At 72.4% G+C, this 24,079-nt stretch carries 24 protein-coding genes; 7 read left to right on the plus strand and 17 right to left on the minus strand.

The window, feature by feature from the left end; genetic code table 11:
- Positions 1-18 precede the first annotated feature (18 nt).
- The 4 genes from HNR70_RS07880 to HNR70_RS07895 are packed head-to-tail and all read left to right on the plus strand — an operon-like array spanning position 19 to position 4,065.
- Positions 19-807, plus strand: a complete 789-nt coding sequence (locus HNR70_RS07880) for a (Fe-S)-binding protein (RefSeq protein WP_184325153.1) — start codon at positions 19-21, stop codon at positions 805-807.
- Positions 804-2,345, plus strand: a complete 1,542-nt coding sequence (locus HNR70_RS07885; RefSeq protein ID WP_184325154.1) for a LutB/LldF family L-lactate oxidation iron-sulfur protein — start codon at positions 804-806, stop codon at positions 2,343-2,345. Before HNR70_RS07880 ends, HNR70_RS07885 begins: the two co-directional genes overlap by 4 nt.
- Positions 2,342-3,121: a LutC/YkgG family protein gene (locus HNR70_RS07890; RefSeq protein ID WP_184325155.1), complete on the plus strand. Its 780-nt coding sequence runs from the start codon at positions 2,342-2,344 to the stop codon at positions 3,119-3,121. The genes HNR70_RS07885 and HNR70_RS07890 overlap by 4 nt, the downstream gene beginning before the upstream one ends.
- On the plus strand, positions 3,118-4,065 hold the full coding sequence (locus HNR70_RS07895) for an aldose 1-epimerase family protein (RefSeq protein ID WP_184325156.1): 948 nt from the start codon (positions 3,118-3,120) through the stop codon (positions 4,063-4,065). The genes HNR70_RS07890 and HNR70_RS07895 overlap by 4 nt, the downstream gene beginning before the upstream one ends.
- Positions 4,066-4,201: 136 nt before the next feature.
- Here the strand turns inward: HNR70_RS07895 and HNR70_RS07900 are convergent, their stop codons facing one another.
- From HNR70_RS07900 to HNR70_RS07970, 15 genes are all read right to left on the minus strand, one after another.
- Complete coding sequence (locus HNR70_RS07900; RefSeq protein ID WP_184325157.1) at positions 4,202-4,531, minus strand: histone-like nucleoid-structuring protein Lsr2; 330 nt, start codon at positions 4,529-4,531, stop codon at positions 4,202-4,204.
- A gap of 127 nt (positions 4,532-4,658) precedes the next feature.
- Positions 4,659-4,862: a hypothetical protein gene (locus tag HNR70_RS07905; protein ID WP_184325158.1), complete on the minus strand. Its 204-nt coding sequence runs from the start codon at positions 4,860-4,862 to the stop codon at positions 4,659-4,661.
- Between the two features lies 1 nt (position 4,863).
- The gene (gene lysS / locus HNR70_RS07910; protein WP_184325159.1) at positions 4,864-6,372 is read right to left on the minus strand and encodes a lysine--tRNA ligase; all 1,509 of its coding nucleotides are present in this window, start codon (positions 6,370-6,372) and stop codon (positions 4,864-4,866) included.
- Positions 6,373-6,415: 43 nt separating this feature from the next.
- Positions 6,416-7,309, minus strand: a complete 894-nt coding sequence (panC, locus tag HNR70_RS07915) for a pantoate--beta-alanine ligase (RefSeq protein WP_184325160.1) — start codon at positions 7,307-7,309, stop codon at positions 6,416-6,418.
- Positions 7,306-8,208, minus strand: coding sequence for a Rossmann-like and DUF2520 domain-containing protein (locus HNR70_RS07920; RefSeq protein WP_184325161.1), 903 nt, complete (start codon positions 8,206-8,208; stop codon positions 7,306-7,308). Before HNR70_RS07920 ends, panC begins: the two co-directional genes overlap by 4 nt.
- Entirely contained in the window at positions 8,205-9,932 is a 1,728-nt protein-coding gene (locus HNR70_RS07925) for a PH domain-containing protein (protein ID WP_184325162.1), read from the minus strand. Before HNR70_RS07925 ends, HNR70_RS07920 begins: the two co-directional genes overlap by 4 nt.
- Positions 9,929-10,522, minus strand: a complete 594-nt coding sequence (locus HNR70_RS07930; protein ID WP_184325163.1) for a PH domain-containing protein — start codon at positions 10,520-10,522, stop codon at positions 9,929-9,931. The genes HNR70_RS07925 and HNR70_RS07930 overlap by 4 nt, the downstream gene beginning before the upstream one ends.
- A 149-nt stretch (positions 10,523-10,671) precedes the next feature.
- The gene (locus tag HNR70_RS07935) at positions 10,672-11,181 is read right to left on the minus strand and encodes a DUF3180 domain-containing protein (protein WP_184325164.1); all 510 of its coding nucleotides are present in this window, start codon (positions 11,179-11,181) and stop codon (positions 10,672-10,674) included.
- On the minus strand, positions 11,178-12,158 hold the full coding sequence (folK, locus tag HNR70_RS07940) for a 2-amino-4-hydroxy-6-hydroxymethyldihydropteridine diphosphokinase (protein WP_184325165.1): 981 nt from the start codon (positions 12,156-12,158) through the stop codon (positions 11,178-11,180). The genes HNR70_RS07935 and folK overlap by 4 nt, the downstream gene beginning before the upstream one ends.
- Positions 12,155-13,012 (minus strand): dihydropteroate synthase, encoded by an 858-nt coding sequence (folP, locus tag HNR70_RS07945; RefSeq protein ID WP_184325166.1) that lies wholly within the window; start codon positions 13,010-13,012, stop codon positions 12,155-12,157. The genes folK and folP overlap by 4 nt, the downstream gene beginning before the upstream one ends.
- A gap of 5 nt (positions 13,013-13,017) precedes the next feature.
- Complete coding sequence (gene folE, locus HNR70_RS07950) at positions 13,018-13,584, minus strand: GTP cyclohydrolase I FolE (protein WP_221421110.1); 567 nt, start codon at positions 13,582-13,584, stop codon at positions 13,018-13,020.
- Position 13,585: 1 nt separating this feature from the next.
- Positions 13,586-15,769 carry an ATP-dependent zinc metalloprotease FtsH gene (gene ftsH / locus HNR70_RS07955; protein WP_312857610.1) on the minus strand — a complete coding sequence of 728 codons (2,184 nt, stop codon included), beginning with the start codon at positions 15,767-15,769 and terminating at the stop codon, positions 13,586-13,588.
- A 3-nt stretch (positions 15,770-15,772) separates the two neighbouring features.
- Positions 15,773-16,327, minus strand: coding sequence for a hypoxanthine phosphoribosyltransferase (gene hpt, locus HNR70_RS07960; RefSeq protein ID WP_184325167.1), 555 nt, complete (start codon positions 16,325-16,327; stop codon positions 15,773-15,775).
- Between the two features lie 43 nt (positions 16,328-16,370).
- On the minus strand, positions 16,371-17,516 hold the full coding sequence (gene tilS / locus HNR70_RS07965) for a tRNA lysidine(34) synthetase TilS (protein WP_184325168.1): 1,146 nt from the start codon (positions 17,514-17,516) through the stop codon (positions 16,371-16,373).
- Positions 17,516-18,925, minus strand: coding sequence for a D-alanyl-D-alanine carboxypeptidase/D-alanyl-D-alanine-endopeptidase (locus HNR70_RS07970; RefSeq protein ID WP_246375180.1), 1,410 nt, complete (start codon positions 18,923-18,925; stop codon positions 17,516-17,518). The genes tilS and HNR70_RS07970 overlap by 1 nt, the downstream gene beginning before the upstream one ends.
- A gap of 67 nt (positions 18,926-18,992) precedes the next feature.
- On the opposite strand from HNR70_RS07970, the gene HNR70_RS07975 reads away from it, so the two are divergent.
- Positions 18,993-19,505: an inorganic diphosphatase gene (locus HNR70_RS07975; RefSeq protein WP_184325169.1), complete on the plus strand. Its 513-nt coding sequence runs from the start codon at positions 18,993-18,995 to the stop codon at positions 19,503-19,505.
- A gap of 152 nt (positions 19,506-19,657) precedes the next feature.
- Here HNR70_RS07975 and HNR70_RS07980 read toward each other — a convergent pair whose 3' ends face one another.
- Positions 19,658-20,404: a hypothetical protein gene (locus HNR70_RS07980; protein ID WP_184325170.1), complete on the minus strand. Its 747-nt coding sequence runs from the start codon at positions 20,402-20,404 to the stop codon at positions 19,658-19,660.
- A 111-nt stretch (positions 20,405-20,515) separates the two neighbouring features.
- Complete coding sequence (locus tag HNR70_RS07985) at positions 20,516-21,202, minus strand: peptide deformylase (protein ID WP_184325171.1); 687 nt, start codon at positions 21,200-21,202, stop codon at positions 20,516-20,518.
- Positions 21,203-21,487: 285 nt separating this feature from the next.
- Between HNR70_RS07985 and HNR70_RS07990 the strand changes: the two genes are divergently transcribed.
- On the plus strand, positions 21,488-22,573 hold the full coding sequence (locus HNR70_RS07990; RefSeq protein WP_184325172.1) for an ABC transporter ATP-binding protein: 1,086 nt from the start codon (positions 21,488-21,490) through the stop codon (positions 22,571-22,573).
- Positions 22,574-22,799: 226 nt separating this feature from the next.
- The gene (locus tag HNR70_RS07995; protein WP_184325173.1) at positions 22,800-24,041 is read left to right on the plus strand and encodes a DUF4032 domain-containing protein; all 1,242 of its coding nucleotides are present in this window, start codon (positions 22,800-22,802) and stop codon (positions 24,039-24,041) included.
- The last annotated feature ends 38 nt before the right edge of the window (positions 24,042-24,079 follow it).

Below are 24,079 nucleotides of genomic sequence, written 5' to 3' on the forward strand. Positions count from 1 at the left end.
GCACCTCGAGGAGTGCACATGCGGATCTCGCTGATGACCACCTGTCTGGTGGATGTGATGGCCCCGGACGTCGCCCGGGCCACGGTCACCCTGCTCGAGCGGCTGGGTCACGAGGTGGTGTTCGACAAGCGCCAGACGTGCTGCGGCCAGATGCACACCAACTCCGGCTACTACACGGAGGCCGCGCCCGTGGTGCGCCAGTTCGTGGACACCTTCGAGCCGGCGCTGGACCGCGTCGACGCGATCGTGATGCCGTCCGGCTCCTGCACCGGCTGCGTGCGCGACCAGCACGAGCTGGTGGCCCGCCACGAGGGTGACACCCGCCTCGAGCGGCGGGCCGCGGCCGTGGCCGCGAAGACCTACGAGCTCTCCGAGCTGCTGGTGGACGTGCTGAAGGTGACCGACGTGGGCGCGTACTTCCCCCACTCGGTGACCTACCACCCCACCTGCCATTCGATGCGCTTCCTCAAGGTGGGCCCGCGCCCGCTGAAGCTGCTGCGCGCGGTGGAGGGCATCGAGGTGAAGAACCTGCCCGAGTCCGACACCTGCTGCGGATTCGGCGGCACCTTCTCGGTGAAGAACGACGCGACCAGCGACGCGATGGTCACCGACAAGGCCGCGAACGTGGTCGCCAGCGGCGCCGAGTACGTCGTCGCGGGCGATGCCTCGTGCCTGATGAACATCGGCGGGAAGCTGCGCCGCACCGGCGCCGCGCCCCGCTCGATCCACCTGGCGCAGATCCTGGCGTCGACGAAGGAGGACCCCTTCGTCCCGTCCGAGACGATCCTGGGGAGGGCTTCGAAATGACCACCGTGAACCTGGGCATCCCGTCCGTCCGCCCCCAGCACGCCTCCCCCTCCTCCCACCTGCGCGGCGAGCGGGGCTTCCCGTCGGCCGCCCGTGACGAGCTGGGCAACGAGACCCTGCGCGGCAACCTGCGCCACGCCACCACCACCATCCAGTCCAAGCGCGCCGGGGTGGTGCGCGAGGTGCGGGACTGGCAGAAGCTGCGCAATGCCGGCAGCGCCCTGAAGTGGCAGGTCACCGATCATCTCCCGGAGCTGCTGGAGCAGCTGGAGGAATCGGTGACCCGCGCGGGCGGCGTCGTGCACTGGGCGCGCGACGCCGAGGAGGCCGGCGAGATCGTCACGAAGCTGGCCCTCGAGCGCGGCGCCGAGGAGGTGCTGAAGGTCAAGTCGATGGCCACCCAGGAGATCGGCCTGAACGAGGCCCTCGCCCATGCCGGGATCCGCGCCATCGAGTCCGACCTCGCCGAGCTCATCGTGCAGCTCGCCGACGACACCCCCTCGCACATCCTGGTCCCCGCGATCCACCGCAACCGTGCGGAGATCCGGGAGATCTTCCTGAAGGCGATGCCGGACCTGGACCCGTCGATCACCGATGAGCCGTCCGAGCTCGCCGAGGCGGCCCGCCGCTTCCTGCGCGAGAAGTTCCTGGACATGCCCGGCTCGGTCGCGGTCTCGGGCGCGAACTTCGCCGTCGCCGAGACGGGCACGCTCGTGGTGGTGGAGTCCGAGGGCAACGGCCGTATGTGCCTGACCCTCCCGAAGACCCTCATCTCCGTGGTGGGCATCGAGAAGATCGTCCCCACCTTCGAGGACCTCGAGGTGTTCCTGCAGCTGCTGCCCCGCTCCTCCACCGGGGAGCGGATGAACCCGTACACGACCCTGTTCACGGGCGTGCACGAGGGCGACGGGCCCGAGGAGTTCCACCTGGTGCTCCTGGACAACGGCCGCTCCGCGGTGCTCGAGGACCCCGAGGGGCGCAGCGCCCTGCACTGCATCCGCTGCTCGGCCTGCCTGAACGTGTGCCCGGTGTACGCGCGCGCCGGCGGGCACGCCTACGGCTCGACCTACCCCGGCCCGATCGGGGCGATCCTGTCCCCGCAGCTGACCGGCACCTCCGGCACGGATGATCCGAACTCCACCCTGCCCTACGCCTCGAGCCTGTGCGGCGCCTGCTACGACGTGTGCCCGGTGAAGATCAACATCCCCGAGATCCTCGTGCACCTGCGCGCGAAGGACGTGGACCGGCGCCGCGAGACCCGCGGCGAGTTCCACGAGACCTGGGACGTGGCGCTGAAGGGCGCGGGCAAGCTCATGTCCTCCCCGAAGGCGTACGACCTCGCCGTCCGCTCGGCGAAGCCGCTGACCTCGCTGCTGCCGGGCAAGAACATCGGCAAGCTGCCCGGGGTGATCCCGCTGATCCCGGGCTGGACCGATCATCGCGATCTGCCGAGCCCCGAGCAGTCCTTCCGCTCCTGGTGGGACGAGCGGGAGAAGAAGAAGGCGAAGGGCTCGGCCGACGGGGAGGAGCAGGCATGAACGACTGGGAGGACGCCCGTCCCGCCCGCACCCCGGGCATGAGCGCGAAGGAGGAGATCCTCGCCCGCGTGCGCAGCGCCCTCGCGGCCCCGCGACGCGATGAGGTCACCGACGCCGCCGACGTGCCCCGCGACTACCAGCGGGCCGACGACAAGCAGGAGGTCTCCACCGATCCCGCCAAGGTGCGCGACGTGCTCGTGGACCGTCTCGTGGACTACACGGCGATCGTGCACCGCACCACCGCCGCGCAGCTGCCCGCCGCGATCGCGGAGGCGCTCGGCGAGTCCCGCACCGTGGTCGTGCCCGCGGGCGTGCCGCAGGAGTGGACCTCCGCCTCCTCCGCGGACGTCACCGTCGACGACGGCACCGCCACCCCGCGCGAGCTCGACGCGATCGACGCCGTGCTCACCGGCTGCCACACCGCCATCGCGCTGACCGGCACGATCGTGCTGCGCGGCGACGAGCTCGGCGGGCGACGCGCGGTGTCGCTCGTGCCCGACCGCCACGTGGTCGTGGTCCAGGCGGACCAGGTGGTGCTCGGGGTGCCGAAGGGCATCGCACGCATGAACGAGGACCCCACCGCCGCGTGGACGATGATCTCCGGCCCGAGCGCGACCAGCGACATCGAGCTCAGCCGCGTCGAGGGGGTGCACGGCCCGCGCCGCCTCGAGGTGGTGCTCGTGGAGCCCGAGCCCGAGGCGCCGGCGGCAGAGGGGTCGGCGGCGGAGGAGTCGGCCGACGGATCGTCCGAGACGTCGGCGGCGGTGACCGCATGAGCAGCGCCCCCGAGACCACCGCCCTCGTGTCCCGTGACCGCGGCGATCTGTTCGCGCTCGTCGCCGGGCCGTTTCGCGCCGAGGTCTCCACCGTCGGCGCGACCCTCGAGTCCCTCTCGGTCGACGGCCGCGACCTGGTGCTGCGCTCCCCTGCCGACGGGCCGATGCTGTTCTTCCGCGGCGCGATCGTGGCCCCGTGGCCGAACCGCATCGGCGACGGCGCCTACACCTGGGACGGCGAGGAGCTGCAGACCCCGCTCAGCGAGCCGGAGCGGGGCAATGCCCTGCACGGGCTGGTCTCGTTCCTGCCCTTCGCCCCGGCGTCGGTCGCGGAGGACGAGGTGGTGCTGCGCACCGAGCTGTTCCCCTCCCCCGGCTATCCCTTCCACCTGCTGCTGACGGTCACGTACCGCGTGGACGCGGAGTCGGGCCTGACCACCACGGTGACCGCCCGGAACCTCGGCGGGCGCGACGCGCCCTACGGGGTGTGCCCGCACCCATACCTGGTCGCGGGCCCCGAGCCGCTCGAGCAGTGGTCGCTGCGCACCGAGGCGCGCACCGTCCTCACCGTCACCGAGGACCGGCTGCTGCCCACCGGCACCGCCCCCGTCGGCGCCGGGGACCCGTTCGACTTCTCGAGCCCGCGGGAGATCGGCGACCTGTTCATCGACCATGCCTTCACCGACCTCGGCCGCGACGCGCAGGACCGGCTGACCGTGACGGTCACCGCCCCCGGCGGGACCGGCGTGGAGCTGTCCGCGGGCCCGGAGTGCACCTGGCTGCAGATCCACACCGGTGACCGGCCTGAGCCCGAGCACCACCGCAAGGGCCTCGCCGTCGAGCCGATGACCTGCCCGCCGGACGCGTTCCGCAGCGGCACCGACGTGGTGCGCCTGGCCCCGGGCGGCGAGCACGCCGCCTCCTGGGCGCTGCGCGGCTGGTGAGCCCGAGCTCCCCGAACAGCACTGATCTCCCGAACAGCGTGAAGCGGGCCCGTGACCGTCATGGTCACGGGCCCGCTGTCATGCTGCAGGGGCGGGACGTCCGCGGCGGGGCCGCGGGGCGTCCAGCCAGGGGAGGTCACTCCCCGTGCGCCTCCTCGTAGGCCTTGCGGATCGTGCCGGAGATGCGACCGCGGTCGGGCACCTCGTAGCCGGCCTCGCGGGCCCACTCGCGGATCTTGGAGGAGTCGTTGCCGGTGCGCGCACCGGAGGCCGCGCCACGGGTCCGACGGCCGCCCACCCGACGGGCCTTGTCGATCCAGGCGCCCAGCTCCGCGCGGAACTTCTCCGCATTCTCGGAGCTCAGGTCGATCTCGTAGGCGACCCCGTCCAGGGCGAAGCTCACCGTCTCGTCGGCCTTGTCACCGCTGAGATCGTCGACGAGCTCCACGTAGGTCTTCCGTGCCATAGGGGTTCTCCCTCGCTGTTTCGTTCCGGGTCGTGATGCGAACCGATTTCGTTGCGCTATCGAGGCCCAGTATCCATTGCGAGGAAGTGAATTTCAATCCGAATCGCGGGAATGTGGATGAACAGCATCACGGACGCTGTTCTGATTCCGCTTCCTTCGCCTTCGCGCGTTCCGCTTCCCGCATCGCCCGCACGTCATTCTCGACCTCTCGGTCCGCCTCGCGCTCGCGCCGGTCCGCGCGCAGGAGGGAGCGGATCGCGAACCAGAAGATCAGGCCCACACCGATCGACGGGAGCAGCGCCCCGGCCTCGAACCAGAACCCGGAATCCATCTCAGGCCCCCGGCTTCACGAGCGGGAAGAGGATGGTCTCGCGGATGCCGAGTCCGGTCAGCGCCATGAGGAGGCGGTCCACGCCCATGCCCATGCCGCCCGTGGGCGGCAGCGCGTACTCCATCGCCTCGAGGAAGTCCTCGTCCAGGCGCATCGCCTCGTCGTCGCCCTGCGCGGCCAGGCGGGCCTGCTGGGCGAAGCGCTCGCGCTGGATGACGGGATCGACGAGCTCGGAGTAGCCGGTGGCCAGCTCGAAGCCGCGCACGTACAGATCCCACTTCTCGACCACGCCGGGGGTGGAGCGGTGGGCGCGCACGAGCGGGCTGGTCTCCACCGGGAAGTCGCGCACGAAGGTGGGCTCGTGCAGGTCATCGCCCACCCGGTGCTCGAACAGCTCCTCGACGAGCTTGCCGTGGCCGTACTTGGGGTGCTCGAGGTCCAGGTCCAGGGAGCGGGCGATCTCGCGCAGTCGCTCCGGGGTGGTATCGGGGGTGATCTCCTCGCCGAGGGACTCGGAGAGGGAGCCGTACACGGTGATCTTCTTCCATTCCCCGGAGAAGTCGTATTCGGTGCCGTCCGCGAGGGTGACCACCTGGGAGCCGGTGGCGGTCTCGGCGGCCTCCTGGATCAGCGACTGGGTGAGTTCGGCGATGGAGTCGTAATCGCCGTATGCCTGATACGACTCGAGCATCGCGAACTCGGGGGAATGCGTGGAATCAGCGCCTTCATTGCGGAAGTTGCGGTTGATCTCGTAGACCTTCTCGAGTCCGCCCACGGCCGCGCGCTTGAGGTACAGCTCCGGGGCGATGCGCAGGTAGAGGTCCAGGTCGAAGGCGTTCATGTGGGTGACGAACGGGCGCGCGGCGGCGCCGGAGGGGATCACCTGCAGCATCGGGGTCTCGACCTCGACGAACTCGCGTCGGCGGAACGAGTCGCGCAGGGAGTGCATCACCTCGGCGCGCAGGCGCACCGTGTCGCGCGCCTCCTGGCGCACGATCAGGTCGACGTAGCGGCGGCGCACGCGGGACTCCTCGGAGAGGTCCGCGTGCAGCACGGGCAGGGGGCGCACGGCCTTGGCGGCCATCTGCCAGGAGTCGGCGAAGACGCTCAGCTCGCCGCGGCGGGACGCACCCACGCGGCCGTGGAAGAAGACGTGGTCGCCGAGGTCGACGTCGGCCTTCAGGTCGGCCAGGCGCTCCTCCCCGATGACGGCCTGGGAGGCCATGATCTGCAGGCGCTCTCCCGCACCGTCCTGGAGGGTGAGGAAGGCCAGCTTGCCGGTGTTGCGCTGGAAGACCACGCGGCCGGCGACGCCGACCTCGTCCTCGGTCTCGACCCCGGCCTCGAGGTGGCCGTACGTCGCACGGACCGCGGAGATGGTGGTGGTGACCGGGACGGACACCGGGTAGGCCTCCTCGCCGCGCGCCAGCAGGCGCTCCCGCTTGGACCGGCGGACCGCGACCTGGTCGGAGGTGTCCGTCGTGTCGGGGGCAGGGGAATTCTCGCTCATGGGGGCGATTCTCTCAGACCAACCCCGGGCAGGGCCCGTGGGATCAGGGTGCTGTCGCCACCGCCACAGCCGCATCCAGCAGACGGGTGCCCTCGACCTTCCCGGCGAGCACCACGAGCACCTCGCCGCGGTGGTCGTCCCCGGCCTCCTCGAGGGTCGCGGGGTCCAGCGCCAGCGCGTAGTCCCAGGCGATCTCGCCGCGCGCCAGGGCGCCCGCGAGCGCGGCGCGGATGCCGGACAGGGACGGGGCGGCGGCGAGCGCCGCGGCGATGGTGCGGGACAGGGCCAGGGCCTGCTCCTTCCCGGCCGGGGTGAGGTAGGCGTTTCGGCTGGAGCGGGCAAGGCCCGTCTCCTCGCGCTGGATCTCCACCGGCTCGATCCGCACCGGCAGCTCGAGATCGGCGACGAGGGCCTGGATGATCGCGAGCTGCTGGGCGTCCTTGCGTCCGAACACGCTCACGTGCGGGGAGGTGAGCTGGAGGAGCTTGGTGACCACGGTGACGACGCCGTCGAAGTGGCCGGGGCGGGCGGCGCCCTCGAGCACGGTGCCGGCGCGGCCGGCGGTCACCGACACCGTCGGCGGCAGCACCGGGTACATCTCCTGGACCGACGGGGCGAAGACGAGGTCGACGAGACCGTCGACGAGCGCGAGGTCCGCCTCGAGGTCGCGCGGGTAGGCCTCGTAGTCCTCCCCGGGGCCGAACTGGAGGGGGTTGACGAAGTCGGTGAGGATCACGTGGTCGGCGAGCTCGCGGGCGCGGCGGACGAGCGCCAGATGCCCCTCGTGGAGGGAGCCCATGGTGAGCACCGCGGCGACGGTGCCGTCCATCGCGGCGCGCTCGGCGCGCAGCTCGGCCTTGGTGGTGATCAGGCGGGTGCGCGCAGGGCCGTTCCCGTGAGCGGCGGTCGTCTCCTGTGCGGTGTTCTCGTGGGTCATGCGTCCTCCCGGGGCGGGTTCTCCTCCAGCAGCTCCCGGATCCTGGTCCGGGCGTCCTCGGGGAGTCTCGCACGGGCGAGGGCCGCGGCGGCGAGGGCGCGGTAGGTGCCGCCCACGTCGCCGAGCTCGACGGGGGCGGCGGTCGCGTCCAGATCCGCGAGGGCGGTGAGGTGGGCGGCGACGGTCCCGGCATCGCCGCGGACCACGGGGCCGGTCAGCGCGCCGCTCCCCCGGCGCAGCGACTCGTCCAGCGCCGCCTCGAGCAGGGGGCGCAGGTACTCCCCGGGGTTCTCGATCCCGAGGCGGGCGAGGGCCTGGCGGGACTGGTCCACGAGCACCACGAGATGGTTCGCGGCATGGGCGAGGGCGGCGTGGTAGAGCGGGCGGTCGCCCTCGGCGATCACCACGGCCTCCCCTCCCATCTCGACCACGAGCGCCGCGGCGACGGGGAGGAACTCCTCGGCGGCGGTGATACCCATGGGGCAGCCGACGAGGCGCGAGAGGTCGGTGCGGGTGCCGGTGAAGGTCATGGCGGGGTGGATGGCGAGGGTGGCGCTGCCGGCACGGGCGAGCGGCGCGAGCACCTCGGCGCCGTAGCGGCCGGAGGTGTGGGCGACGAGCTGTCCGCCGGGGACGAGGCCGGTGGCGGCGATCCCGGCGGCGAGCGGGGCCAGCTGGTCGTCGGGCACGGCCAGCAGCAGCATCTCGCTGCGCTCCACGATCGCGGGCACGTCCAGCAGCGGCACCCCGGGCAGCAGCGCCTCGGCGCGCTCCCTCGAGGCGTCGGAGACGGCGTAGGCGCCGGTGATGGCGTGGCCCTCGGCGCGCAGGGCGGCGCCGAGCACGGCGCCCACCCGGCCCGCGCCGATCACGCCGATGCCGAGGCGGGGCGGGTTCATCGGGTCTCCTCGGAGGACGGAGCGGGACGGCCGACGGGGCCCGGGGGAAACGGGACATCGAGGCTGGGCGCGTGGGCGAGCGGGCCGACGGGGCCGGGCGCGCGGGCGAGCGGACCGATGGGGCGGGGGCCCTTCGCGGCCGCGAGCGCCGGGCGCGGCCACTGGTCCCGGTCGCGGTAGCGGCGCAGTGTGCGGGCGTCCTCGGCGAGCAGGGCGTGCAGCGCGAGGGCGTCGGCCCGGGAGAGATAGCCGAGCTCGAGCTCGTGCCCGGCCCCCTGGACGGTCAGGTCCAGCACGTCGAGCCGCCGCGCGAGGACGTCGTCGTTCAGCGTGAGCTGCTGAATGCGGTCCCGCGGGATCACCGACAGGCGCCGGGCGAGGATGCCGCGGCGGTGCACGAGCGCGCCCGGCAGCACCACGGTCACGCGGGTGCGGCGGGAGATCCACAGCTCCCGCCTCGGGGTGCGGATCCCGGGGATCTGGCGGGCCGGGGCCATGAGCAGGTGCTCGAGGGTCGCCAGGTCGTCCTCGGTCCCGAGCGGCGGGCTGAGATGGCCGAGGGTGTCGCGCAGCTCCTCGCGGGTGCCGACGGGCAGCACGCTCTCGGCCCCGTTCTCATCGTCGTCGTCGATCCCGGCGACCGTCGCGGACACGGCGGTCCAGCCCGGGGCGCGCCACAGCCGGGGCCGGCGCAGGTCGTAGCGCTGGATGCGTCCGGCGGCGATGTTGTCGGTGCGGGAGTCCAGCAGGCCGCGGCGCATCCGCAGGCCCCGCTCGGTGTAGCGGGAAGTGAATCCCCATCCGGCGTCGATGCGTCCGAACACGTATTTGGGCACCGCGATGAAGGTCGGCACGAGCGCGATGATGATCGCGACGGAGAACCCGTCCTGCCAGATCGCGAAGAAGATCGCGACGATCACGCCCAGGACGCTCGAGACCACGCCGGTGAGGAACCCCAGGTCGCGCAGCAGCGAACGGATCAGGCGCGCGGTGGGGATCTGGGCGATGAGCTCACCCTCGGTGACCCCGTCGTACAGCAGCTCCTGGAGCCGGTCGCCATGGGCGGCGGACGCCGACCCGGCGGCGGCCGGGGCGAAGGACCCGTCGGCCGTGGGGCCGAGGAATGCCTGCCCGTCGGCCGCGGCTCCTCCAGCGGCCGGCCCGTCGGCCGCCCGGCCGCCGCCCGCGGGCCCGTCGGCCGAACGCCCCGCGGCCGCGCCCGTCCCGGCGGCGATGCCGAGGATGCCGCGGCGCAGCTCCTCCGCCTCGGAGCTGCGGATGTACTCGATGTCGAGATAGGACTCGCCGCCGCCGGCGACCTCGACGCGCACCTTCGCCAGGCCCAGGAGGCGCGGCAGCAGCGGGCGCTCGATGGAGACGGACTCGATGCGGGCGCGGGGCGCGTACTCGCGGGAGCGGCTGATCATTCCCTTGTGGAGGGAGACGCCGTCGTCGTCGACCGCATAGGTCGTGAACCACCATCGGAAGGCGGAACCGCCGATGACGACGAGGATCACGACGGCCAGGAGGGCGAGGCCGATAAGGGCCCGCTGGATCGTGAACTCGGCGGCGAGCTGGGCGATGTTCTGCGCGGTGATGATCGCGACGATGCCGACGACGACCTTCCACCCCGACACCAACGGCGTGATCGGGTGGGTGCGATGGCGCGGCGTGGAGGCGGAGACGTCCTCCGTCTCGGCGCCGAGCGACGGGGAGGTGCTCACAGCGCCGCCATCAGCTCGATGCCGCGTGCGGCGAGGAGGGCGCGCAGCTGCTCGGCCTCCTCGCGGGGCAGGCCGGACAGGGTGACACCGTCGCCGTCGGTCGCCGTGGAGACGGTGAGCGTGGTCAGTCCGTAGCGGCGTGCGATCGGTCCCTCGTCGATCTTCACCGACTGCACGCGGCCGAAGGGGACGGTCTGCACCGTGCGGAACATGATGCCGCCGGCGACGGTGAGGTCGTCCTCCCCCACCCGGTAGCCGATCGCGCGGACGCGGCGCGGGGTGAGCAGCAGTCCCTGCAGCACGATGAGCAGGAACAGCGGTGCGGGCAGCGCGAGCCACCACCAGCCGGTCAGGACCGCGGCGACGATCGAGCCGGCCGTCAGCAGCAGGCCGATGACGTAGCCGGGGATCCCGGCGAGGTAGCGGGCGGGGATGAGCTTCTCGGAGACCGGGGTGAGGCCCTCCTCGCCGAGCCGTCCCGTGGGCGCGTCCGAGATCTCGGGGCGGGTCGGGAGGTCCGGTCCGGGCAGCGACGGCAGGGTCGACTGCTGGAGCGCAGGAGCCTGCTGGGGGTCCGAGGAGGAGGTCATGGCCCCATGGTGTCATCTCGCCCGGCGCGCACGCCGCGACGGCGGTGGGGAGATGACCCCTGCGAAGGTCGTGTCCTTGCAGGTCCGGGGTCCGCCGAGCGGCGGAGGCTCACCGATGCCGAGGCAGGGAAGAGCGAGGGTGGCGCGGGTCAGGACCCGGCCTCGGCCCCTTCGGTGGGTCCCTCGCCGGCGTCGGGCGGGAGCTTGCCCCAGCGCTCCACGATCACGCCGAGCACGCCGAGGGCGATGCCGGACAGGGCCGCGGCGGAGGTGGGCAGGATCGCGCCGATCGGGTCGCCGGTGCCGGTGACGAGCAGGAACAGCGCCTGCCCGGTGAAGATGCCGCCCACCACGGCGCCGGTGTAGGCGCAGGCGCGGGCCAGCAGCACGGTGCGGTAGGCGGTGGGCAGGTCGATCTGGTGGCGGCGCGGGGAGAAAGAGGGGTGCTCCCGGCGCTCGGCGCTCTCCTGCAGGTACCGGCGCATGGGGATGCCGTAGGCGAGCAGTACCCCGCACAGCGCGAGCAGCACGGCGGTGGTGAGCCACCCGGCGATCGGCAGGGAGTGGCCGCGGGAGGCGAGGGCCTCGAGCATCTGCGCCCCGAACCCCGCACCGATCAGGAGGATCAGCACGAGCACGGGGATGTTCAGAGGCTTCACGGCCGCCCGGCACCGCCCAGGTCGGTGCTCTCGTCGACGCCCTGCGCGGCACTCCGACCGAAGCCCTCCACGGCCGGTCCCTCGTGCAGGCCCTCGCGGTCCGCGGCGACCTCGAGCAGGTCGGCGATCGGTCCGTGGCCGGACAGCTCGGCGTCCGGGCGGGCGGCGTGCCAGGGGGCGAGCACGAAGGCGCGCTCGTGGGCGCGGGGGTGGGGGACGGTCAGCTCCTCGTCGTCGCTCGTCCAGTCGCCGTAGGTGATCACGTCCACGTCCAGGGTGCGCGGTCCCCAGCGCACCAGGCGCTCGCGGCGGGCGTCCCGCTCGGCGCGGTGGGCGGCCTCGAGCAGGGCGTAGGGGCCGAGCACGGTGCGGACGCCGATGACGGCGTTCAGGAACGCGCCCTGGCCGTCCGGGCCGCCGACGGGGGCGGTCTCGAGCACCGGGGAGGTCCAGTCGATCGCGAGCCCGGGGGTCTCCGCGAGGATCTCGAGGGCCCGGCGCAGATGCGCCTCGCGGTCGCCGAGGTTGGTGCCGAGGGCGAGCACGGCGTCCACTGGCGCGGCGTCGCGGCGGATGTGCACGGCGACGTCGGCGACGGGCAGGCCGACGGGGGCCGCAGGCTTGTGCACGGTGACCTCGACGCGTCGCACGAGGGGATGGCCGGTGTCGGTGAGGATGCGGGCGGCGATGTGCTCGGCGAGGGTCTCGACGAGGTCGTGGGGCCCGCCGAGGATCTCCTCCTGGACGGCGGCGGCGACCTCGGCGTAGTTCACGGTGCGGGAGAGGGCGTCGGTGCGGCCGGCCGGGGCGGTGGACAGGTGCAGGACGATGTCGACGACGAACTGCTGGCCGAGGTCCTTCTCCTGGGGAAGCACGCCGTGGCGGCCCCAGGCGCGGATGCCGCGCACCTCGATGCGGTCCAGCGCGTCGCTCCCGTCACCGTGCTCGAGCCGGACCTCGCCCGTCGGCCGACTCATCGCCGCCGGCTCCGGCGCAGCCGGTCCCCCACCCGCACGGCGGCGAGGTTGGAGGGGACCTCGTGGACGCGCACCGCCCAGGCGCCGTGCTCGGCGCTGTAGGCGCTGACCGCGGCGGTCGCGGCGTCGCGGTCCACGCCGAGGGCGCTGACGAAGCGCTTGCGGGAGGCGCCGATGAGGACGGGCAGGCCGTGGGAGGAGATGGCCTCCCAGTCGGCCAGCAGGTCCCAGTTCTGCTCGCCGGTCTTGGAGAAGCCCATCCCCGGGTCGGCGACGAGGAAGCGGTCCTCGACCCCGGCCTCGCGCAGCGTGGCGATGCGGTCGCCGAGCTCGGCGGTGCTGTCCCGGGCGACGTCCTCGTACGCGGCGAGGTCGTTCATCACGTCGCTGTGGCCGCGCCAGTGCATCGCGATGAAGACGGGCGGGGTGCCGAGCCGGGTGCGGAGCGCCGCGACCTGCGCGCCCATGTGCACGTCGGCCTGGCCGGCGGAGACGTCGTTGACGATGAGGGCGCCGGCGGCGATGCTCGCCGCGGCGACGGAGGCGCGCATGGTGTCCACGCTGATCACGACGTCCTCGGCGGCGAGGGCCTCGACGACCGGGATCACCCGGCGCAGCTCCTCCTCCTCGTCGACGCGCGGCGCGCCGGGGCGGGTGGACTCCCCGCCGATGTCGACGATCGCGGCGCCCTCGGCCACCAGGCGGCGACCGTGGGCGATCGCGTCGGGCGCGTCGTTGTGCGTCCCGCCGTCGGAGAAGGAATCGGGGGTGACGTTCAGGACACCCATGACCAGGGTGTCGTCCCCGCCGAGGCGGTCGGGCAGGCCGTCCGGGCGGCGCACGGCGGTGCTCATGCCGCTCAGCGCCCGTGGATGAGGGCCATGGCCTCGCCGCGGGTGCTGGCGCTGTCGCGCAGCATGCCCCGCACGGCGCTGGTGACGGTGCGGGCCCCGGCGGCGCGGACGCCCCGCATCGACATGCACATGTGCTCGGCCTCGATGACGACGATCGCGCCGCCCGCCCCGAGCTCCTCCATCAGCGCATCGGCGATCTGGAAGGTGAGCCGCTCCTGGACCTGCGGGCGGCGGGCGTAGACGTTCACGAGACGCGCGAGCTTGCTCAGGCCCGTCACGACCCCGCCCCCGGGGATGTACCCGACGTGGGCAGTGCCGTGGAAGGGCAGCAGGTGGTGCTCGCACATCGAGTAGAAGGCGATGTCGCGCACGAGCACCAGCTCCTGGTGGTCGATGTCGAAGGTCGTGGACAGCGGCTCGTGCGCGTCCTGGTCCAGGCCCTCGAACACCTCCGCGTACATCCGTGCGACCCGGGCGGGGGTGTCGAGGAGACCGTCGCGGTCGGGGTCCTCCCCGATCGCGGCGAGGATCTCCCGCACCGCCGCCTCGACGCGGGGCTTGTCCACGGTCATCTCAGTGCTCCGTTCCGCCGTCGCCCCAGGGGTTCTGCGTGTCGTAGCCGTAGCCCTGCCCCGGGCCCGCGGGGCCGCCAGGTCCTGCGGGTCCCGTGGGACCGCCCGCGTCGGGTCCGCCGACGGGGCCGCCCTGCGGGGCGCCGGGGATGGCGGGCCCGTCGCCGCCCGGGTGAGGCAGCTCGGGGGCGCCCGGTTGCAGGGGCTCGCCCGCGTCGTGCTCCTCGGTGCCGGCGGCGGTGGTGGTGCGGCCGACGGAGGGGGCCTCGAGCGCGGGGCGCTCCTCCGAGGAGACCCACACCTCCCGCGGCGGCTGCTTGACGACGTCCTTGAAGACCTCGGCGAGCTCGTGCTCGTTCAGGGTCTCCTTCTCCAGCAGCTCCTCCACCAGGCGGTCGAGCACGTGACGATTCTGCACGATCACGTTCCAGGCCTCGTCCAAGGCGTTGTCCAGGAGCTTGCGCACCTCCTGGTCCACCAGGGACGCGGTCTCGCCCGAGAAGCGGGGGCCCTGCCCCTGCTGCATGCCCACGAACACCTCGTCCTGGTCACCGGAGAGGGCGACCTGGCCGACGGCCTCACTCATGCCCAGCTGCATGACCATGGTGCGGGCGATCTTGGTGGCGTTCTGCAGGTCCGAGCTGGGACCGGTGGTGACGTCGTGGAAGATGCTCTCCTCCACGGCGTAGCCGCCCATGGCGTAGGCCAGGCGGTCCAGCAGCTCGTTGCGGGACTGGTAGTTGCGGTCCTGGGTGGGCACGACCATGGTGTAGCCGCCGGCCTGGCCGCGCGGCAGGATCGTCACCTTGGTGACCGGGGCGGAGTTGTTCATGGCCGCGGCGACCAGGGCGTGGCCGCCCTCGTGGTACGCGGTCATCTGGCGCTCGCGCTCGGTCATCACCTTCGAGTACCGCTGCGGACCCATGGAGACGCGGTCGATGGCCTCGTCCAGGGCGCGGTTGTCGATGATCTGGTTGCCGGAGCGGGCGGTGAGCAGCGCCGCCTCGTTGAGCACGTTGGCGAGGTCCGCGCCCGACATGCCGATGGTGCGCTTGGCGACGGCCTCGAGGTCCACGTCGTGGGCCAGCGGCTTGCCCTTGGCGTGCACGCCGAGGATGTGCAGTCGGCCCTTGAGGTCCGGGGCGGTCACCGCGATCTGACGGTCGAAGCGGCCCGGGCGCAGCAGCGCCGGGTCGAGGATGTCCACGCGGTTGGTCGCGGCGATGAGGATGACGTTCTGGTTCTCGTCGAATCCGTCCATCTCCACGAGCATCTGGTTCAGGGTCTGCTCGCGCTCGTCGTGGCCGCCGCCCATGCCGGCGCCGCGATGGCGGCCGACGGCGTCGATCTCGTCGATGAAGATGATCGCCGGGGCGTTCTCCTTCGCCGTGGTGAACAGGTCGCGCACGCGGCTGGCGCCGACGCCCACGAACATCTCCACGAAGTCCGAGCCGGAGATCGAGTAGAAGGGCACGTTCGCCTCACCGGCGACCGCCTTGGCGAGCAGGGTCTTGCCGGTGCCGGGCGGGCCGTAGAGCAGCACGCCCTTGGGGATCTTCGCGCCCACGGCCTGGTACTTGCCGGGGTCGACGAGGAACTGCTTGATCTCGTCGAGCTCCTCGACGGCCTCCTCGGCGCCGGCGACGTCGGCGAAGGTGACCTTCGGGGCCTCCTTGTTGAACAGCTTGGCCTTGGACTTGCCAAACTGCATGGCCCGGCCGCCGCCCTGGGCGTTCATGATCAGGAACCAGAACAGGCCGATGAAGATCAGCAGCGGCAGGAAGGACAGCAGCAGCGTGGACCACCAGGAGCTGGTGGCGATCTCGTCGGTGTAGCCGTCGGCCGGAGCGGCCTCCTCGACCGCGGCAATGATCGACTCGGCGCGCGCGTCGACGTAGGAGAAGCGCACCTGGGTGCCCTTGTTCTCCTCGCCGTCCACGAAGTCCTCGCTCAGCACGAGGTCGACGCGCTGCTGGTTGCCGCCGATGATCTTGGCCTGCTCGACGGTGCCGCCCTGCAGCAGCTCGAGGCCCTGCTCGGTGTCGATCTGCTGGTAGCCGTCACGGCCCAGCAGGGAGAACATCGCCATGCCCAGCAGCAGCGCGACCACGATCCACAGGGCGACCGAGGTGAAGGGCCTGCGCTTGCGGGAGCCCTTGGAGGAGCTCTTGGGGGAATCTGCCACGGATCAGTCCTCGTAGACCGAGCGGGCGAGCACGCCCACATACGGAAGGTTGCGGTAGTTCTCCGCGTAGTCGAGCCCGTAGCCGATGACGAACTCGTTGGGGATGTCGAAGCCGACGTATTTCACGTCGATCTCCACCCGCGCGGCCTCGGGCTTGCGCAGCAGGGTGGCGATCTCGACGGACTTCGGCCCGCGCGAGCGCAGGTTGGACAGCAGCCACTTCAGGGTCAGACCCGAGTCGATGATGTCCTCGACGATGAGCACGTTGCGCCCGGTGATGTCGCCGGAGAGGTCCTTGAGGATGCGCACCACGCCGGAGGACTTCGTGCCGGAGCCGTAGGAGGAGACCGCCATCCAGTCCATCTCGACCTTGAGGTCGATCTGGCGGGCGAGGTCGGCCATCACCATGACGGCGCCCTTGAGCACGCCCACGAGGACCGGGGACTCGTCCGCGTAGTCCTCGGCGATCTGGGCGCCGATCTCGGCGAGCCGCTCGCGGATCTGCTGCTCGTCCAGCAGCACGCGGTCGACATCGGGGTGGGGGTGCGTCAGGGGCACGCGGATCTCCTCCGGGTGAGTGGTGGGGTGCGTCCGCCGCGGCTCACGGAGCGGGACGGCGCCACACCAACAGGCCGTCACGGCGAGCGACCTCGATCCTACCCGGTAGGGGCACCGCTGCCTGACCGTGCCATGAGACCACCAGCGCATCGATCGTGAGCACCTGCCTTCGGAGCAGGGACTTCGTCGACCCGGAGCCCTCACCGGCGGCGATTGCGCGCTGAGCGGAACCCTCCTGGGAGGCTGCTGCGCCGTCCCGCCCGGCGTGCTGCGCCGCCTCGCGGGTGGCGTCGCGGAGCACCCGGGTGCGCAGCGGCTCCGGGGCGGCGGCGAGCGCGTGGACGTCCAGGGCGAGCAGGTCCCCCTCCTCGGCGCGCTCCGCCGACGGACGCCGCAGCGCCGGCAGCAGCTCGCGCGCCTCGCGGTCGAGGTGGTCGACGTCGGGACGGACCAGGTCCGCGCTGCGGGCGAGGTTCTCGTCGATCTGGGGGCCGAGGATCTCGCGCAGCAGGGGCAGAGCGCGGTGACGCACCCGCGAGCGCAGGAGGGCGGGGTCCGCGTTCATCGGGTCCTCCCACCACTCCAGGTCGTGCAGGCGGCAGATCTCCTCGGTGTCCTCGCGGCGCAGGGCGGTGGTCTCGTCACGGCCGTCGCCGAGGAAGGGGCGCAGCAGCAGGCCGCGGGTGCGGGGGATCCCTGCGAGCGCCCGGGGCCCGGCGCCGCGGGCGAGGCCCATGAGCACCTGCTCGGCCTGGTCGTCGAGGGTGTGGGCGAGCAGCAGGGCGAGGGCGCCGCGCTCGGCGGCGAGGTGCTCGAGGGCGTCGTGGCGGGCGGTGCGGGCGGCGTTCTCGATGCCGCCGGGCGCGGCGGTGTCCACGGCGACGCGGACCACGTGCGCCTCGGCGCCGAGGCGCTCGGCCTGGGCGGCGGCGCGGGCGGCCACGGAGGCGGAGCCCTCCTGGAGCCCGTGGTCGACGATCGCCGCCTCGGTCGCAAGACCCATCCGCTCCCCCACCCAGCGCGTCGTCGCCAGCAGCGCGAGGGAGTCGGCGCCGCCGCTGGTGCCGACGAGCAGCCGCGGGGCGTAGTTCCCGGAGCCGGTGTCGTCGGCGAGCTGCTCGAGGCGGGCGGTGAGGGCGGTGCGGACGGCGCGTCGGGCGCGGGCGACCACCGGGGGCGGTCCGGCCATCAGTCCCTCTGCACCATCTCGACGGCGACCTCGTCGACCGCGGCGCGGGCCTCGTCCGCCCGCGCGCCGTCGAAGCCGTGGACGACGATCGAGTAGCCGACGGTGCGGCCGTCGGGCAGCACGGCGACCCCGGCGAGGGTCGCGGCGCCGCCGAGATAGCCGGTCTTGCCGCGCACGATCCCGGCGGCCTCGGTGGTGTCGCCGTGGTCGAAGCGGTCGGCGAGGGTGCCGCTGAGTCCCGCGATCGGCACGTCGTAGAGGATCTGCTCGAGCACGGGGGTCCGGCCCGAAGAGGCCTCGGCGACCACGGCGGCCAGTAGCGCGGGCGGGACCCGGTTCTCCCGGGAGAGCCCGGAGCCGTCGCGAAGGTCGAGGCCGTCCAGGATCGTCTCGGGCAGACCGGCCTCGGCGGCGAGGTCGCGGATCTCGCTCTCGACCGCGGCCGCGGCCCCGGCCGGGGTGGTCTCCACGCCGTCGGCGAGGGCGACGAGGTGGGCGAGCAGCTCGGCGGTGGTGTTGTCGGAGATCAGCAGGGTGTGGCGCACGATCTCGGAGAGGGGCTCGGAGGCGACCTCGGCGGCGGGGGCGCCGTCGGGTGCGGCGGCCTCGGTGATCTCCCCGGTGACGGTGAGCCCGGCCTCGCCGAGCAGTGCGGCGAAGCGCTCGGCCGCGTCGCCGGCGGGGTCGGTGGACTTCGGGCCGTACTGCTCGCCGTCGAGCCAGCCCTCGTCCAGGGCGAGGGAGGCGGTGGGGGTGACCCATCCACCCTCGGGGCCGTTGCTCCCCCAGTTCTCGTTGCGGCCGCCGACGAGATGGCTGTCGTCCAGGCGCAGGGAGACCTCGCTCGTCCCCAGCTCGGTCGCGAGGGCCGCGGCCTGCCCGGCGAGGTCCCGCAGGTCGTCCTCGGTGAGGGTCATGTCACCACCGCCGACGAGGGTGACCACCCCGTCCTGGACGGTGGCGCGGGTGACGAGCACCTCGTCGCCGGTGTAGGTGCGCAGCACCGCGGCTGCGGTGAGCAGCTTGAGGGTCGAGGCGGGCACGAGGGCCTCGCCGGAGCTCCGCTCGGCGAGCACCGCGCCGGTGGCGGAGTCGACGACGCTGTAGGCGAGGTTGCCGGCGATGACGGGCAGCTCGGCCTTGGCGTCCATCCGCGCCTGCAGGTCGGCGGGGTCGAGCGGGGCGGGCGAGGAGGCGACCGGGTCGGCCGCCTCGGTGGGGTCGACGCGCTCCCAGTCCTCGGCGACGGCGCGGGGCCCCGCCTGGGGTCCCTGCTCCTGCGAGCGGATCGTGAGCACGCCCGGGAAGGCGTCCATGAGGTCCCCGAGGACGTAGAAGCTCGCGGGAACTGCCGCGCACATCACGATCGCCGTGAGGCGCCACATGCGCTCGGTTGCTCGTCGGACCATGAGCCCACGATATGGTGTCCCGGTCATCGGAAGTGGCCCACGGGGCCGGAGCAATGGAGCGGCAGTCGTGGAATTCGACGTGACGATCGAGATCCCTCGCGGGAACCGGAACAAGTATGAGGTGGACCACCACAACGGTCGTATCCGGCTGGACAGGATGCTGTTCACCGCCACCCGCTACCCGGACGACTACGGTTTCATCGAGGGCACCCTGGGTGAGGACGGCGACCCGCTGGACTGCCTGGTGCTGCTCGAGGAGCCCACGTTCCCGGGCTGCCTGATCCGCTGCCGCGCGCTGGGCATGTTCCGCATGCGCGACGAGGCCGGCGGCGACGACAAGATCATCGCGGTGCCGGTGGGCGACCGTCGTCAGGTGCGCCGTCAGGAGCTCACCGACGTCTCCGAGTTCCACCGCCTGGAGATCCAGCACTTCTTCGAGGTCTACAAGGACCTGGAGCCGGGCAAGAGCGTCGAGGGCGCGCACTGGGAGGGCCGCAGCGACGCGGAGGCGGAGATCCGCCAGTCCTACCAGCGCGCGATCGGCACCGAGCACGCCAACGAGTTCACCCAGGACATCTGAGGTCCGCGCTCGCGTCGGCCCCTCGCGGGCCGACGCGCCCCGGGCACAGCAGGAGGGCCGGTCCCCGCGGGGACCGGCCCTCCTGCTGTGCTGAGCCCGTGCAGTGTCACCGACGGGCTGTGTCCCCGACGGGCTATGTCGCCGGCGTGCTCTCAGGCGTCGATGCTGCGGCGCGCCCCCGCGGTCTCGCCCTCGAGGGTGGTGGGGCCCTGGGCGAAGATCTCGAGCATCGCCTCGACGACGGAGCGGGCCACGGCCCGGGCGCCGAGCCCGCCGAGGACCGCACCGATGCCGAAAGGCAGCAGGCGCGCGACCCACAGTCCGCCGGTGCGGGCGATGACCCTTCGGCGGACGTACTTGCTGACCTGCTTGGAGATGAGGCCCGGCAGGAAGCCGCCCCCACCGCCGCCGAGGACGGCGTTCCACTGCAGGCCCTGCTTGCCGAGGGCCTTGGCGATGATCTCGGTGCCGCGCTCTCCGCTGAGCACGCCCATGAGGACGAGGCGGCGGGTGGCGCGGTCGGACATGTCCACACCGTGGATGTCCGCCGCGGCGAGGGTGAGGAAGGCGCAGGCCTCGGCGAAGGTCGCGCCCTCGCCGACGGTCAGGCCCAGCGCCGCCGCGGTGCCGAGACCCGGCAGGGCCGCGACGCCGCCGATGCCGGCGCCGGTCGCCGTGGTGAGGGTGGTGAAGCGCTTAGTCACCATCTCCAGCAGCTGCCGGTCAGTGGCCTCGGGGTGCTTGACGCGCAGCCGCTCGACATAGGTGTGCGCCAGCGGCGCCTGCACCTTCAGCGCGGCGTCGATCACCGAGAGCCAGCGGTCGTCGATCTGCTCGACGAGCCCGCCGTCCTCCTCGGGGAGGTCCTGCGGGGAGGGGTGGGAGTCGCTCTGCGTCACCTGCTGCTCCGTTCTACGGGGTCCTGAACAGGGTCACGGTACCGTGCACCGGCCGCTGTGCCTGGATGTGGGATGCACGTCGCAGGCGCCGCCCTGGACGCGTCCGGGTGCTCAGCGGTCGAGCACGACCTCGCCCTCGCCGAGCTCGGTGATGTCGCCGGTCAGGCCGAGGCGCCGCACCGCCTCGCCGAGATCGGCGTAGTGCGGGGTGTAGCCGGCCTCGATGAAGGAGCGCGGCACCATGCGGTCGTGGCAGAGGGTCCCGGCCAGGTGGTCGGTCTCGTGCTGGAGGATGCGCGCGGTCCAGCCGACGTGCTCCTCGTCCACCTCCCTCAGCTCCCCGCCGGGCAGCAGCTCGGTGGCGCGCAGACGCACACGCCGGGCGCGGGGCACGATCGACTGCCAGCCGTCCACGGACAGGCAGCCCTCGAAGGCGAAGACCCGCTCGGTGCCCAGCGGCTCGACGACGGGGTCCAGCAGCGCCCGCAGCGCGAGCGGGCGGCGCTCGAGCAGGTCGTCCTCCTCGTCCTCCCCGGGCTCGCCGGCGTAGCGGTCCTCGACGACGTAGAAGCGCACCGGAAGGCCGATCTGCGGGGCGGCGAGGCCGACCCCGGGCGCCTCGCGCATGGTGAGGGTCATCGCGTCGGCCAGCTCGAGCAGCAGCTCGGACTCGAGCCTGTCCCGGGCGGCGACGGCGGTGCGTCGCAGGGCGGGGTGCCCGGCCTGCACGATGCGCAGCGGGGCGTCCTCGCGGGGGCGGCGGTCAAGGATCCTGCGGGTCAGCTCGGTGGTGTCCACCGGCCCAGTATCGCGTGCCGGATCGTGGGCGAGGGCATCCCGTGCGCGACATGCCATGCGCGACATCCCATGCGCGACATCCCATGCGCGACATCCCGTGCGCGACATCCCGTGCGCGACATGCCGTGCGCGACGCGCTGGATGGTGCTCGCACCGAGGTGGGAGCTGGGATACACTTCCTCGAGCCGGTGCGAAGGTGCACCTTGCAGTTGACCCTTCGAACCGGCCGCACATCACTTCACTACGGACCGTCCGGCACGTACCTGCCGGTGAAGGAGCGCCACCATGGCAACAGTCACGTTCGACAACGCATCACGGATCTACCCGGGCCAGGAGCGCCCGGCCGTGGACAACCTCAACATCGAGATCGGCGACGGCGAGTTCCTCGTCCTGGTCGGCCCCTCGGGCTGCGGCAAGTCCACCTCCCTGCGCATGCTCGCCGGTCTCGAGGAGATCGACGCGGGCCGCATCCTGATCGGCGATCGTGACGTCACCGACGTCCCGCCGAAGGACCGCGACATCGCCATGGTGTTCCAGAACTACGCGCTCTACCCGCACATGACGGTGGCCGACAACATGGGCTTCGCGCTCAAGATCGCCGGCACCCCGAAGGCGGAGATCCGCAAGCGTGTCGAGGACGCCGCCGCGATCCTGGACCTCACCGAGTACCTGGACCGCAAGCCGAAGGCCCTCTCCGGCGGCCAGCGCCAGCGTGTGGCCATGGGTCGTGCGATCGTCCGCTCCCCGCAGGTCTTCCTCATGGACGAGCCGCTGTCGAACCTCGACGCGAAGCTGCGCGTGTCCACCCGCACCCAGATCGCCTCGCTGCAGCGTCGTCTCGGCGTCACCACCGTGTACGTCACCCACGACCAGACCGAGGCGATGACCATGGGCGACCGCGTGGCCGTCCTGGACCGCGGTGTGCTCCAGCAGATCGACTCGCCGCGCCGCATGTACGACCACCCGAACAACGTGTTCGTGGCCGGCTTCATCGGCTCCCCCGCGATGAACCTGCTCGACGAGAAGCTCACCGACCAGGGCGTCCAGTTCGGCGGTGCCGTGCTGCCGGTCGACCGCGCGACCCTCTCGGACACCGATGAGTCCCACGTGACCATCGGCGTGCGCCCCGAGGACCTCGAGCTGGTCACCGACGGCCAGGGCATCGCGGTCGAGGTCGACGTCGTCGAGGAGCTCGGCGCGGATGCGTTCGTGTACGGGCGCCGCGCGGGCAGCGACGAGACGACCAAGCCGTTCATCGCCCGTGTCGACGGCCGCCGTCCCCCGGCCAAGGGCGAGACCGTGTACTTCCGTCCCAAGGAGGGCCACATCCACCTGTTCGACGCGAAGTCGGGCCAGCGCCTGGGCGACTGATCCCCACGGCTCCCGTGCGACGGGCGTCCGGCTGCGGCCGGGCGCCCGTCGCCGTTCACTAGGCAGGCGTTCCAGGGGGCAGTCGTTCCCGGGGGCGGGAGGCCGTCCCGGAGCCGCCCGTCCTGGAGCGGGCCGACGGGGGCTCATCCGGTGAGCTTTCCGTCGAGATGACGTGAAAACCGGTCACGGGTGGGCGAACACGTCCCGCTCGGGGGAGAATGGACCAATGGCACCCCTGGAGATCACCTCGTCCCGCGCCGATCCGGCACTGCTCGACCTGCCCTGGGACCAGCCGCTCGAGGACTGGCCCGAGGAGCTGCTGGCCGCACTCCCCCGCGGCATCTCCCGTCACGTGGTGCGCTTCGCCCGGGTCTCGGGCCAGGTCCTGGCCCTCAAGGAGATCAACCATCACCTCGCCCAGCGCGAGTACGACACGCTGCGGGTGCTGAACCGGCTGGGCGTGCCGTCGGTGACCCCGTTCGCCGTGGTCTCGGGCCGCACCGACCGCCAGGGCGAGCCGCTGGACGCGGTGCTCATCACCCGGCACCTCCAGTTCTCCCTCCCCTACCGTGCCGTGTTCAGCCAGGTCTCCCGCCAGGACACCGCCCAGCGTCTGCTGGACGCGCTCGCGGTGCTCATGGTGCGCCTGCACCTGGAGGGCTTCTTCTGGGGCGACGTCTCGCTCTCGAACACACTGTTCCGCCGCGATGCGGGCGCCTTCGCCGCCTACATCGTCGACGTGGAGACCGGGTCCCTGCACGAGGAGCTCTCCGCCGGGCAGCGCCACTACGACCTGGACCTGGCGCGCACGAACATCATCGGCGAGCTGATGGACCTCCAGGCCGGCGAGATGATCGACCCCGAGGCGGATCCCGTCGAGGTGGGCGACGAGCTGGTCGCCCGCTACGAGGAGCTCTGGGAGGCGCTGACCTCGCGCGAGCGGTTCTCGGCCGACGAGCGCTGGCGCGTCTCCGCCCGGATCGAGCGGCTGAACGCGCTGGGCTTCGACGTGGGCGAGCTCGAGATCACCACCGACCTCGACGGCACCACCCTCTCGATCCGCCCCAAGGTCGTCGACGCCGGCCACCACTCCCGCCGCCTCATGCGCCTGACCGGCATCGACGCGCAGGAGAACCAGGCGCGCCGCCTGCTCAACGATCTCGACCAGTACATCGCGGACACCGAGCAGCAGGCCGAGGAGGAGGAGTTCGTGGCCCATGAGTGGCTGCAGCGGCACTACGAGCCGGTGGTGCGGGCGATCCCCCGCTCGATGCGCTCCAAGCTCGAGCCGCCGGAGTTCTACCACGAGGTGCTCGAGCACAAGTGGTTCCTCTCCGAGCAGGCCGGGCACGACGTGAGCCTGGACGACACGGTGCGCCACTACATCCTCAACGTCCTCATCCACCGGCCCGATGAGAAGTCGCTGGTGACCACCGAGACGTCGGCGCTGCCGATCATCGAGGGCTGAGGACTCGCCCCCGCTCTCCCCTTTCCCCTTCCCCGCCC

The sequence above is a fragment of the Brachybacterium aquaticum genome (assembly GCF_014204755.1).
GTDB lineage: Bacteria > Actinomycetota > Actinomycetes > Actinomycetales > Dermabacteraceae > Brachybacterium > Brachybacterium aquaticum.

Bases quoted from the DNA above. Each gene is read 5' to 3' on its own strand.
- HNR70_RS07995 (WP_184325173.1), top strand. From the start codon at position 22,800: ATGGCACCCCTGGAGATCACCTCGTCCCGCGCCGATCCGGCACTGCTC.
- HNR70_RS07930 (WP_184325163.1), bottom strand. From the start codon at position 10,522: ATGACCTCCTCCTCGGACCCCCAGCAGGCTCCTGCGCTCCAGCAGTCG.
- folK (WP_184325165.1), bottom strand. From the start codon at position 12,158: ATGAGTCGGCCGACGGGCGAGGTCCGGCTCGAGCACGGTGACGGGAGC.
- HNR70_RS07905 (WP_184325158.1), bottom strand. From the start codon at position 4,862: ATGGATTCCGGGTTCTGGTTCGAGGCCGGGGCGCTGCTCCCGTCGATC.
- HNR70_RS07890 (WP_184325155.1), top strand. From the start codon at position 2,342: ATGAACGACTGGGAGGACGCCCGTCCCGCCCGCACCCCGGGCATGAGC.
- HNR70_RS07885 (WP_184325154.1), top strand. From the start codon at position 804: ATGACCACCGTGAACCTGGGCATCCCGTCCGTCCGCCCCCAGCACGCC.
- HNR70_RS07990 (WP_184325172.1), top strand. From the start codon at position 21,488: ATGGCAACAGTCACGTTCGACAACGCATCACGGATCTACCCGGGCCAG.
- HNR70_RS07970 (WP_246375180.1), bottom strand. From the start codon at position 18,925: ATGGTCCGACGAGCAACCGAGCGCATGTGGCGCCTCACGGCGATCGTG.
- lysS (WP_184325159.1), bottom strand. From the start codon at position 6,372: ATGAGCGAGAATTCCCCTGCCCCCGACACGACGGACACCTCCGACCAG.
- folE (WP_221421110.1), bottom strand. From the start codon at position 13,584: ATGACCGTGGACAAGCCCCGCGTCGAGGCGGCGGTGCGGGAGATCCTC.
- tilS (WP_184325168.1), bottom strand. From the start codon at position 17,516: ATGGCCGGACCGCCCCCGGTGGTCGCCCGCGCCCGACGCGCCGTCCGC.
- HNR70_RS07895 (WP_184325156.1), top strand. From the start codon at position 3,118: ATGAGCAGCGCCCCCGAGACCACCGCCCTCGTGTCCCGTGACCGCGGC.
- folP (WP_184325166.1), bottom strand. From the start codon at position 13,012: ATGAGCACCGCCGTGCGCCGCCCGGACGGCCTGCCCGACCGCCTCGGC.
- HNR70_RS07900 (WP_184325157.1), bottom strand. From the start codon at position 4,531: ATGGCACGGAAGACCTACGTGGAGCTCGTCGACGATCTCAGCGGTGAC.
- panC (WP_184325160.1), bottom strand. From the start codon at position 7,309: ATGACCCACGAGAACACCGCACAGGAGACGACCGCCGCTCACGGGAAC.
- HNR70_RS07920 (WP_184325161.1), bottom strand. From the start codon at position 8,208: ATGAACCCGCCCCGCCTCGGCATCGGCGTGATCGGCGCGGGCCGGGTG.
- HNR70_RS07880 (WP_184325153.1), top strand. From the start codon at position 19: ATGCGGATCTCGCTGATGACCACCTGTCTGGTGGATGTGATGGCCCCG.